The sequence below is a fragment of the Ruegeria sp. PrR005 genome (assembly GCF_010500245.1).
Taxonomy (GTDB): domain Bacteria; phylum Pseudomonadota; class Alphaproteobacteria; order Rhodobacterales; family Rhodobacteraceae; genus Ruegeria_B; species Ruegeria_B marisflavi.
Genome location: NZ_JAAGOX010000016.1, coordinates 1 through 12195 on the forward strand (window position 1 = coordinate 1; position 12195 = coordinate 12195).

A 12195-nucleotide genomic window follows, 5' to 3' on the forward strand; every position below is an offset into this window, starting at 1 on the left:
CATAACCCGAAATCCATAAACAGAGGTGGCTCACTTCTCGATGAAAAACCCGGCTCACTTCTGGGTGGAAATCAACACTGTTGTTCACCAAAAGCGCGGTTATTCCGCGTTCAATGCCAGCGCGAACAAGGCATAGAAGCCCCTTTTATGTGAAGGCTTCACTAAGAGCCTTTTGGACAACAACTGGGGCATGAACTCCAAATCTTAGATACAACCGCTGGGATCGTGCCAGCACTGTTTCCAAAAAAAAGCAAAATCCGGATAAGGGTTCGTATCAGGTCTGCAGATTTGCCGATCTTTGATCGGCTCGCTGCTAATCGCTTAACCTGAATTCGCGGGTTTGAAACCAAAGGACGGCTAACCCATGGACTTGCTCAGCTCGTAAAAATGCGCGGCATAGGCATCCATCGTGTTTGGCCCAAACACCGTCGAGGCCCCTTCGTAATGCTGAGTATCATATTCCTCGGGCGTCGTGACATATTGAGAATACGCGTTGGTACAGGAATTGATGTTTACAAAGCCCACGGCAGCTCCACCGTTCGCTGCCCCATTCACTACGGCGAGTTGGATATGACGTCCGGCCAACGTCGTGATTTCACCTGGGAAACCGACCATTGACACGTCAGCGATGCGAATGAGCTGCACCGGCAAAACCGACGGTCCAATTTTCGCGGTGCGCAGGGTGATCGGTTTGGGTTTGTGTCCATCGACATAGTCCGCGCCCACATCCAGTGGCTCGGCCTGCATGGATTTCACATCCTTGACGATCAGGACCACAGCCGATGCGACAGCCGCAGTTACGCCAAAACCGCCCAGAACCGTCACTAGGAGCCCGAGCGGCGGCACCGCCGCGACAAGGGCGACCAGCGCAAGCGCGGGCCCGACAGTAAGACCCACAAAGCTTAGGATATCCGATGCGTTTGCCCGCTGGGACATCATCAACAATGCGGCCTGAATCACCCGTTCGTCGGTCTGCATGTCGTCGTCGCGAATCCCTTCGCGCAGGCCCATGGGCCCCGGGCCGTCCGCCGACGACCCCGCAAAGGTCGACAGGCCTAGCGCGCCGGTATAGGTCTGCACGTCCTGCTGTGTTTCCTGTGGATACTTAACTCGGGGATAGTTCTTATTGGGGTCACGGTCAGCGACCCAAGGGTTCGTCTTGCCGTTCCAGCTTGTCATGTCCTTGTCGACCAGCGCGAACTTCAATGGGCCGACGATCGGGACGGCTATGGGCGCGTGATGGGTGTCGCAAGTCACCGCATCCGGCGCCCACGCGGACATGACAGCCTTTGCGATCTGTGTGCCCAAGGTATCTTTCAGAGCAGTTTCCGAAGGCACGTCGCGTCTCTTCCAACCCTCGCCATCCCGAACCATCTTGGGCGAAATATCGCCGGATGCGGCGTTGATCAGCCCTGCAACCACCGGTATCTCTCCAGGCTTTACAGTCCATTTGTAATCATCGGGAATCAGGGCGGTGCTTTCCCGTTCGATGATGTCCGCCGCCTTGCCGAAAATATCGCCACTCAGTTTCGTGTTGGTGTTGCCGAATGCCGTGTTATGAACGGGCAGCCAGGCGATGATACCAAGCGTGTACTGGCTCGATTCCTCCCGATACAAATGCAACATATTGATATTAAAAAGATTTTCCCAATTTATTTGGTCTTTGTTTTCGGCGGTGTTGGCCTGGTATGCTGCATTCGATCGCTGACCACCCCAGAGTGCCTTGTCCGGATCCGCGCGGGCGCTGATTTGGCGAATCCCGCCCGGAACCCTTGCATGCAACGCCTCGACAAGCGCCTGATGTATCTTGCCCGCGATTTCATCGACAACCGATTGCGAATAGCCGCCCGTCATCAGCGAAAACAGCCTGTGATCCGAGATCCCGGACGGGCCGGCATGTGTGTGTGTCGCCGAAATCATGATCGCGTCATGTGGAATTTGCGAACCGATCTGCCCTGCATCCACAAGCTCTAATACTTTTCTGCGAATGGCGCCTGTACACGCCCAAATATCCGCCACGACAAGTGCAATTGTTGTTTTATCGTCCGAAACCACGAATGCGCGGGCAAAAAGCGTACTATCTTGTCCGTCTGCAATCTGATCATTACTGTTATACCCCATGAGCGTTCGGCCCATGAATTTAGACATATCAAAAGCGACGCGCGCTACTCCGATCTTGTAATTCGAGTTGGTCATTAAATTTCTCCAAAATGAAATTTTATCACTTGACAATGTCACTGACCTGTTAGGCGTGTTTCACACCCCTACTGTTTGATCAACCGACATTCCCTATTTGGAACGCCCATAGGCATCTTAGCCGACATTCCCCAAGTGGCCTGCCGTTTGAGGTCAGGGTCGCCTGATTTCGCTTGCTGATCAAGCGTTTTGGGCCCTGGGCGGCGTTTGCATGGATCAAAAGGCTCGAATTCGGGCAGGTCGGTCCACAAACTCGCGTCATTTTGGCCCTGCGTCGCCGTTCTTCAGCGTGGTGGACAGACCTGTCCTGCCGCTTTGGTTCAGATACTGTTAGGATCGCGGTCAGGCACATGACGGCGGCGCTCGAAGGCGGTGGATCGCAGTCAGGATGGCCCTGACCATGGGGCCTGGCGAAGCTGTGTCGCAGCGTGTGCACGCTGACCTTCTTGGTCAATCCCGCCGCCTTGGTTGCCGACCGGCAGGCGGAATGCAGCACTTGTACATCAATTGGCTTGTCGCCGCGCCCGGGGAACAGCCAGTCCGCCGGACGCGCCAGACGCCAGTAGGTCCGCAGGATGCCCAGAAGCTGCGGTGAGAGCATGACGGTCCGGTCCTTCGCGCCCTTGCCGTGGCGGATCTGGATCACCATGCGGTCACTGTCGATATCCGTGATCTTCAGGCTGACCGCCTCGGATGCGCGCAGGCCTGCGGCATAGGCCGTGGTCAGCGCCGCCCGCGCCTTCAGCGACGGCACCGCCTCGAGGAAACGCACAACCTCGTCGGCGCTCAGGATCGTCGGCAGCTTGCGCGGCGTGCGCGCATAGGCGATCCGCTCCGGGATCTCCGCCCGGTTCAGCGTCACACCGTAGAAGAAGCGCAGGGCGCAGACCGTCTGATTGAGCGCCGGCCAGGAAATACCCTGCGATACCAGATAGACTTGGAAGGCGCGCACATCCTCCAACCCCAACTGGTCCGGTGAACGGTCGAAATACCGGCTGAACTTGGCAACGGCGTGAAGGTAGGATCGTTGCGTGGCCGGCGACAGGTTGCGAAGCGTCATGTCCTCGATCATGCGGCGGCGTAGCGGACTTACCGCTGATGTGGCATCAGCCATGGGATGGTCTCCTGATGAAAGGTTGGTCTTGAGCAACCAAACCTTCCCATCAGGGGGCCATTCCCGCCAACACACACGCCTCTCCCGCGTCAGCGGGTTCGTTCAATCCTGAATCCGATCAGGGGCGACACGCTCTAGATTTGACGCGAGGATAGGCGAATATCTCGTCATTGCCCGAGATTTGCGACATGAACTCTGCCGCGAAGGTGTCGCCTTGGCGCTGATACAGGCGCACAGTCGGATCCGCCTCGCCCTTGTCGTTCACGCGGGTCGAAGGCTCGGTTTCCAGGGTGTCGAAGAGCCGATCAAACGCCAGAGCTAACGATGCCCGAGATCGACTGGAATTTCTGGGCTGAAATCGTCCCCGAAAGTTTATCAAAAATTTAGATTCATGGCATTGAAGAAAGTAGGCAATTAAAAACAATGGGTTGCGGAATTTTTTCAGTGTTCAAAATCACGAGAATCATGAAACTGAGCCGCTTCAACACTTGACTTTCGACTCGCGTACACGCGCGTGACCGTGCTGACCGCCGACCCGCAGCGTACCGTCGCTGAAAATGAACCGGAATCCTAGGTCCCCTGACTCGATCGACTGGACGCTCTGGCATGTCGGCGAGGTACCTCTTGGATCTTTCAAGCCAACAGGTCGAACACGTCGCTGCCGATCTGGAGGTTGATCGAGGACTGCCCCTCGCCGTCGATCAGCGCCCACAGGATCTGCCCAGTGGGCCGGTAGATCACAAAGGCCTCCTGCACCGCATCGTCGCCCGAGCGTTCGCCGGCGGCGTTCTCGGTGTGGGCGAAGTTGACCTGGAACCGATCTCGGGTAGCAGAGGAATTTCCAAACAGTAGAACATCCCCTTCGGCGGCATTGTAATCCTGAACCCAGTCTGAGCCGTGGCCTTCGACACCAACATGGAAAAACTTATCAGCACCGCTGCCGCCGTTGACCCGATCGGACCCGAAACCGCCGTTCACGAAGTCGTTCCCGGCACCACCGAACACAAGGTCCGAGAAGTTGGAACCAGTAATCACATCGTCCCCGTCCTGGCCCTGCAGTTCGTCCACGCCTGCGCCACCGGCAATCGTATCGTTGCCATCCATGCCGTAGACCAGGTCGTTGCCAGCACCGGCTTCGATGTAATCGTCGCCAGCTCCTGCAAAGATCACATCTCGAAGATCGGCATCAGTCTCACCGCCAAAGATCTGATCGTTGCCTCCCGCGCCGTTGATTCGGTCAGCCCCATCCAACGCTTGGATCGTATCGTCACCGTCGGTTCCAACCAGGGTATCGGCGCCCGGTGTGCCAATCAGATTGACGGCATTGCTGGCAACAGGATCAGTCGCTGCACTGGTCACTTGCTCGGGGGTCCCGAAGTCATCAGTGAAGCTGTAGGCGTAGGTTATGGCAGCCCCCACGTCGTCCTGCGTGAGCGTGTAGGAAGTGCCCGTCGCACCGGCGATCGCGGCGCCATCGCGCAGCCACTGGCCGCTGGTCGTCGATCCATCGATCCCGTCAAGGTCCGCAACGCGGCTGACATCAAAGGTCAGGGTCTCACCCTGCTGGGCCAGGCCGGAGATCACAGGTGCTCCTGTCGCAGGATCATTTACGTTTGCCACAGCCGCGGTTGCTGCACTGGTCACCTGCTCGGGGTTCCCGAAATCATCGGTGAAGCTGTAGGCGTAAGTTATGGCAGCGCCTACGTCGTCCTGCGTGAGCGTGTAGGACGTGCCCGTCGCCCCGGAGATTGCAACGCCATCGCGCAGCCACTGGTAGGCAACGGTCGACGCGTCGATCCCATCGGCGTCCGTGACGCTGGAGGCATCCGCAGTCAAGGTCTCACCCTGCTGCGCTATTCCCGAGATCACCACGGTTCCAGAGGGTGCATAGTTTCCATTCTCCACTGTGCTCGTCTTTGCGGACGTCACGCTCTCTCTGGTGCCGAAGTTATCAGTGTAGGAAAATCGAACAGCTACCTCCTCGTAAACATCGTTTTGCGTTAATACATATGTAGAGCCCGTTGCGCCGGAGATTGGAATTTCACCGTAGCGTAGCCATTGGTAGGTGACGGTCGACTCATCAATCCCATCAACATCCGAAACCCCGGAGGCATCCGCGATCAGCGTCTCGCCCCGTCGCGCGATGCCAGAGATCGTCACGGCTCCAGAGGGCGGACTGTTCAGCATCGGAGTGTTTGGATGCGGTTCTGATCGCTCTAAGCCAAGGTCGATGTTGAATGCTCGAGTCAGGCTGTCTTCTGAGTCCAGAACGAAGTCCTCACCGTTTCCACCGACAGCACCCTGAATGAAATTTCCGTTGGCATACAATGATGCCGAACTGTAGTGGTCAGCTACTTCAAGAGCATAGTTAATGCCTGAAGCAAACGAATTGTTTATTACTTGTATATGGTCGTCAGCACCGTAGGATGCCCAAGACACAATTGAGGCCTGACCATTAATCGCACTGTACGAACCCTGAAAAGCATTGTTTTCTATAAGAACCGGTACCCCACTGGTTCCTATGCTTAGACCACGACAATTTTCAAAAGTGTTTCCAACAAAGGAACTGGCGCTGGTTGGGTACCAAATATAAAATCCAGAGACCGACGAGAAGGCCGAGTCTTGGATGTCGAAGCTGCCATAGCGGCCATAACCTGTGGGTCGGAAAATGCTTCCCCCATCCATGTCAACTCCAGAAAACTCTATTCTTCCAGGTTGCCCGGATGAGGTACCAAACAATACTCCAGTTTGCAGGAGGTGAGCTCGCTCTGGTTCTGTAGCGTCACCCACACGCAAAGTACCAAAAGCTACGATGTCATACCCGTTCCCCTGTACGGTTGTCCCAGCGGCAATCGTAAGAGTAACACCAGCGGCGATCTGCACCTCATCGGTCAATACAACTTCGTCGCCGTTCCACGTCGTATTCTCGGAAATAATTACAGGCATAGATTGTCTCCAGGCGAACTTTGCCCTAAAAGGGCTACATTAAAATTGACCTGTCAAGCAACAAAAATACATTCTTTTCAAATACATATTCTTCAAATGCCCTTGCCATCAAGATACTTGGCCAGATCGGCGGCGACGTATGATGAGTCTGTCAATCCCGGCTCAAAAAGGGTCAGTTTCCCGGAGCAATGCTCTCCAGTTGTTTGGATGTGGCGAGCGCCTTGGCGTACGTGCTCCCCAGATAGCTGACGCGCGTCAAGGCGCACCGGCTGAAGGCCGGTTGTTGTCATACGGAAGTTTGCGGAGGTCAGGTTTTGGCTTTGCGGCTTTCGCGTAGACGGAAACTCTCGCCGTTCCTTTCCAGGATGTGCGCGCTATCCTCGCCGCCATCCACCGACTTCGGGCGCCTCCGTCATGCGCGTGACCGCAATGCAGGCCAAAACTGAACGAAAGCGGCAGGACAGGTCTGTCCACCGCGCCGAAGAACATCGTCGCCAGGCGAGAACGGGGCGGCCTCACCGCCGGATCCACCCAGTTCCAAGAGCCTACGCGACCGCAGACGCCGCTCGGGGCGAAAAACGCTTGTCCAGCGGGCAGTCTCAGGCAATCTTGACATCAGACGGCAGGCCACTTGGAGAATGTCGGCTTAAACTAGAGGCTGAAATGATCATTTCCCCCAGTGTCCGTGCGATTTCCGAAATCATGACCGCTCATACCTATGGGACAGGGACAAGCGACCCTTCCCCAAGTCTTAGGGACCCTTCCGTCGCGGGCCTGACTGATGGATCTTTCGTGATTGTCTGGGTGTCCGAAGAACAGGACGGATTCGGCGATGGCGTTTTCGGGCAAAGGTTTGATGCATCGGGCAATCGCCTTGGCGCGGAGTTTCAGGTAAACACAGTTACTCTCTTTTCCCAAAATCAACCCGCAGTAACCCCTACAGCTGATGGTGGGTTTTTCGTAGTCTGGACCTCCTACGATGGCATCTACGGACAAAAGTTCGATGCCGACGGCGAGAGAGTTGGGGGCGAACAACAGATTTCGCTTGACTCGGTTCGCCAAAGCGAAGCAGACATCGTTTCCTTCGAAGACGGGTCGATCTTTGTTGCCTGGACAGCTGACGAAGATATTCACGGGCGCTCGTTTTCATCTGCCGGAGAGGCGCTATCGACCGAGTTTCAACTGAACGACGACAGCGAATACTCTCAATTCGGTGTTAGTTTAGCTGCCTTGGATGCCATCTCATTTGCTGCCTCCTGGGGCTCCAACGGTCAATTGCTTACTCGATCTTTCGAAACCCTCGCTGGTTCTCCCAATCCACAAGCCGTTGTAGTGGGAGTTGCGAATGTGGGTTCGACCGACACCGTGAAGATTGATTCGAACAGCTATTTCTCGATTGGCTCCGCTAACTTTAACAACGGTTCTGTATCTCAAGGTCAAACGAAGTTCGGACGGGTAGAGCGGTCGGGCGAAATCTTAGGTGAGGCTCTGGGTACGTGGAACGGCGTTTCAGCCTCAGGCCTGTTAACCTCGGATGGGGAATTGGAGTTAATTCTTGACGAGTATCATCACTATTACAATCCTAGCACACCTATCATTTCAGAGCCCTACTACGGTCTTCGAGAGGTGCGCGTTTCGGACTACGCCAGAGAAATCGCAGTCCAAGACACAAGGTTTAGTACACAATCCCGTATCAAGTCCGACTCAGAGATGCTTGGTGATGGAACATTTGTCGTCGCTTGGGCTGCCGCAGCGGGGGGAACTCAAGTTAACTTTCAGAGATTTGTCTTGAATCAATTTCCAGAAGGAGAATTGAACATATCTGGGACTGCTTTGACGAGTTTTATGCTCACCGCAGAACTCGTCGATTTGAGCGATGCAGATGGCATCGGGCCGCTTTCCTATCAATGGTTTCGGGTGAACGGCCCTAATTCCTCGGAGGCAATCCCAGAAGCAACCTCCTCAGAGTATTTGTTGAAGAGTGAGGATGTCGGGAAACGGCTTTTCGTTCAATTATCATATATAGATGGAGCTGGAACAGAAGAATTGTTTAGAAGTGAAATGACCGGTAGCGTCGGCATTTTTCAAGAGGGCACCAGCGGAGACGACCGTATCACAGGTGGCACGACTAACGATCAATTGTTCGGTCTAGTTGGTTCAGACACCTTAATTGGAATGGGTGGTAACGATACTCTGGACGGTGGAGTGGGAGACGATGTTCTCCGAGGTACCGGCCAGCTTTTGGGCGGGGATGGTAACGACCAACTGCGAATCGAATCCTACTCCGATGCCCCCTGGCCATACTTCGTGAGTTTTGCCCAAGGTGGAGCCGGGAACGATACAATTGTGGGGTCTGGTAGCCTGGACGGGGGCGAGGGCGACGACAATATTTATGCTTACGGAGGCAATGACACGCTGTTCGGTGGTGAAGGGCTGGACCAGCTGTTTGGCGAGGGAGGTGACGACATTCTGCGTCCGGGTATCGGTCAGGATAGCCTATCGACCGGATTGGGCGCGGACCTGATAGCCGGAAGCGGGGACGATCTACTCGACGACTTGTTGCTGGATTTCACACCGTCGGACGCAGTGATCGTCGAAAATGCGACACTGTATGGTGACCCTTTGTGGACCTTCGACGGAACGCGCACGAAATTAAGCTCGGACTTTTCCGGCGATGGCAACCGTGAGTTCTCCATCTACTTCACAGGAGATTTGAGCGGTGTCGAGATCGATGTTTTTCAGAGTGGGGCCGATGTTTGGGTCGGGGCTAGGGTTCTTGAAGGAACAATAGGCGACGACACCATCACCGGTAACTTGCTGGACAATGTCATTCGGGGTTTTGCCGGAAACGACTGGCTTCATGGTGTGGGGGGGGCGGATGCGATTGATGGAGGAGCCAGCAATGACTACCTCTCCGGCGGCGAGGGGGACGACAGACTTGCAGGAGGTCCAGGGGAAGACAGCCTCTATGGTGATGACGGCAACGACAGCCTGAATGGCGGTTTCGACAATGATCGGATTGAAGGCGGAGAGGGTGACGACAACATAGAAGGTGGCGACGGCGACGACTACCTCTCCGGCGGCGAGGGGGACGACAGCCTTGCAGGAGGTCCGGGGGAAGACAGCCTCTATGGTGATGACGGTAACGACAGCCTGAATGGCGGTTTCGACAATGATCGGATTGAAGGCGGAGAGGGTGACGACATCATAGAAGGTGGCGACGGCAACGACTACCTCTCCGGCGGCGAGGGGGACGACAGCCTTGCAGGAGGTCCGGGGGAAGACAGCCTCTATGGCGATGACGGTAACGATTCTCTGCTTGGAGGTGCAGGCGGTGACCGTTTGAACGGTGGCGCGGGCAACGATCTTGTAGATGGTGGTGCCGACGATGATCGGATTGAAGGTGGTGAGGGTGGCGACAACCTGGTCGGTGGCGAAGGCAGCGATGCAATCTGGGGTGATGCTGGCAACGATTTCGTGAATGGAGGCGAAGGCGCGGACCACCTTATCGGCGGCGATGGTGATGATACGATAATTGGTGGTCTAAGTGACACAGATCTTCGGGATGTGATTTATGCCGGTGAAGGCAACGACAGCGTGAACGGTGGTTATGGCAACGACCTGATCTTTGGCATGGAGGGTAACGACACCATCGCCGGGGGTGCCGGGGCAGACGACCTGCGTGGTCAGGATGGCGACGATGTCATCACTGGATCGGCCTATTCGGACGTCATCTATGGCAACGCGGGCAACGACTTCGTCAACGGTGGGTACGGCTCGGACCGTATCAACGGTGGAACAGGGGCGGACAGATTCTTCCATGTCGGTGTCGAGGGTCACGGGTCTGATTGGGTGCAGGATTATAGCTCCGCCGAGGGCGACGTTCTTCTATTCGGCAATGAAATGGCCACAAGGAACCAGTTCCAGGTAAACTTTGCTCACACCGCAAATTCTGAGGGTGAACGCTCCGGCGATGACGCGGTTCAGGAAGCCTTCGTGATTTATCGACCCACTGGCCAAATCATGTGGGCATTGGTGGATGGTGAGGGGCAGGACAGCATCAACCTGAAGATCGGTGACGAGGTATTCGATTTGCTCGGATAGCAGAGGGGCGTTTATCGATTGCACCGTTATCGACAGCTTAACAGGAAAAACGAACTGCGATGAATAATTCCCATTTGTGGCAAACCGAAATCCTCCCCTCAGAAGAGGAAATAGTTCGCCATGCCTTTGATCCCGAGTTCTATCTGAGATCCTATCCCGATGTCCGGGATGCCGGTGTCGAACCACTGGCCCACTATTGCAGAAACGGTTGGAGAGAAGGTCGAGACCCGAACCCTAGTTTCAGTACGGTGGAATATCTTCGGAGCCACGCGTATCTTCGGGACTGCGGCATAAATCCTCTTGTACATTTCGTTCTGCGTGGTGCGATTGCGCAGGCCGGTGTTTGCTGGGACATGAAGCCTGATACAGCGAGGCTCGATTTACAGGAGCCGGTCCAGACGGTCCGGGATATCGTCGCGCCGTATTTCGACAGGGATTTCTACGTTCACCTTTATCGCGATGTCGCGGAGATCGGAACCGATCCTCTTGACCACTACGTCACCGAAGGTTGGCGAGAGGGCCGTGATCCATCGCCCTTCTTCTCGACGACCTACTATCTTGCGCAAAACCCCGATGTTCAGGCTTCCGGCGTGAACCCATATTGGCACTTCATCGTCGCCGGACAGGCCGAAGGGAGAACGGGTTGCCCGACCAAGAACTCGCCCCTATCGCGCAAAGCTGCAGAATTTATTGTCGATGGAGTATGGCCCGACCGAAGATCGGACGAGTTTTCAGCGAATTCCGTAACTAGTGCTATGACCGTGCATGGCTGTCCTGAGAGGGCCGACAATGTGCTTGAGGCTCCGATACCGAGTTACTTCACGCTCGATGTATCGTCACACTGCAATCTGAAGTGTCCCTACTGCGCCACAGGGTGTGGCCAGGTTCCAATGGACGAGCGCGGGTACATAACAGACCAAGACTTCGAGATCATTTTTGACAAGATCAAGCCCTATGCGCGCATCGTCGACCTCTTCAACTGGGGTGAACCCTTCATGCACAAGGGCATCTTGGGCATCGTCGAAAAATTCTCGCTTGCCGGCATCAGGACACAAATCAGTAGCAATTTGTCGGTGCGTCTCTTCTCGCAGCCGGAACTTGAGCGGATCGTACTGTCCGGATTGCACTCGTTGCTGGCCTCAATCGATGGGGTCACTCAGCAGGCGTATGAGGCCTATCGAAAGAACGGCAGCGTGTCCCTTGCACTGCGAAACCTGGAAAACATCAGAAAGACCAGATCGCGCCTCAACAGCAAAACCCCCAAACTGACCTGGGCCTACTACCTGAATCGGCACAACGAGACCGAGATCGAGGCCGCCAAACGAATGGCGGCGGAAATGGGCGTGGACATATGGTTCAAGGAGTTGTCCTGCCCCGAAGATTTTCAAACAACCCTGCTAAAGCGCAAGCCCGACATAGTGGCCTCACCACCCAATGCCGATCAGCTATGGCTCCCAAGGGCCAATCCGGGTCTGGGCAGCCTGGTTCTGGACAAGAGGCTTCCCAGTGTCTGCAACGTGTGCAGAATGCCTTTTGAAGTGATGACCATCAACTTCAACGGTGACGTTTATCCCTGCACTACGGTTACCGGAGAAAAGTTCCGGGTTGGGAACCTTCTGGAGGAGTCAGTTCCGGCTATCTGGGCAAAAATGCGGATAAACAGGAAGCAATTGCTGCACACGGACGTCGCCGAAGAACAGTCCCACTGCTGGCAATGTGTTCATTTCCCCAAACCAAGAAACAACCGGGTGCTGACCGAAGCGCTTGAGATGTCTGCGGTCGAAAGCATTGCGAGCATGACCTCTCAGGCTGACTGAAAAACGAACTCGGAGACC

General features: G+C 55.5%; 6 protein-coding genes. 2 read left to right on the forward strand and 4 right to left on the reverse strand.

Annotated elements, in window-relative coordinates:
* Nucleotides 1-357 precede the first annotated feature (357 nt).
* The 3 genes from G0P99_RS11380 to G0P99_RS11390 all read right to left on the reverse strand — a co-directional run bounded on the left by G0P99_RS11380 (nucleotide 358) and on the right by G0P99_RS11390 (nucleotide 6256).
* Nucleotides 358-2196 carry a neutral/alkaline non-lysosomal ceramidase N-terminal domain-containing protein gene (locus G0P99_RS11380; RefSeq protein ID WP_164129848.1) on the reverse strand — a complete coding sequence of 613 codons (1839 nt, stop codon included), beginning with the start codon at nucleotides 2194-2196 and terminating at the stop codon, nucleotides 358-360.
* A gap of 79 nt (nucleotides 2197-2275) precedes the next feature.
* Nucleotides 2276-3310, reverse strand: coding sequence for a site-specific integrase (locus G0P99_RS11385; RefSeq protein ID WP_239059778.1), 1035 nt, complete (start codon nucleotides 3308-3310; stop codon nucleotides 2276-2278).
* Between the two features lie 633 nt (nucleotides 3311-3943).
* The gene (locus G0P99_RS11390; protein ID WP_239059779.1) at nucleotides 3944-6256 is read right to left on the reverse strand and encodes a hypothetical protein; all 2313 of its coding nucleotides are present in this window, start codon (nucleotides 6254-6256) and stop codon (nucleotides 3944-3946) included.
* Nucleotides 6257-6919: 663 nt separating this feature from the next.
* On the opposite strand from G0P99_RS11390, the gene G0P99_RS11395 reads away from it, so the two are divergent.
* Entirely contained in the window at nucleotides 6920-10360 is a 3441-nt protein-coding gene (locus tag G0P99_RS11395) for a calcium-binding protein (protein WP_164129849.1), read from the forward strand.
* 98 nt (nucleotides 10361-10458) lie between these two features.
* Here G0P99_RS11395 and G0P99_RS11400 read toward each other — a convergent pair whose 3' ends face one another.
* A complete protein-coding gene (locus G0P99_RS11400) occupies nucleotides 10459-10668 on the reverse strand; it encodes a hypothetical protein (protein ID WP_164129850.1) in 210 nt (69 codons plus the stop codon).
* Between the two features lie 45 nt (nucleotides 10669-10713).
* On the opposite strand from G0P99_RS11400, the gene G0P99_RS11405 reads away from it, so the two are divergent.
* A complete protein-coding gene (locus G0P99_RS11405) occupies nucleotides 10714-12177 on the forward strand; it encodes a radical SAM/SPASM domain-containing protein (RefSeq protein ID WP_164129851.1) in 1464 nt (487 codons plus the stop codon).
* Nucleotides 12178-12195 lie beyond the last annotated feature (18 nt).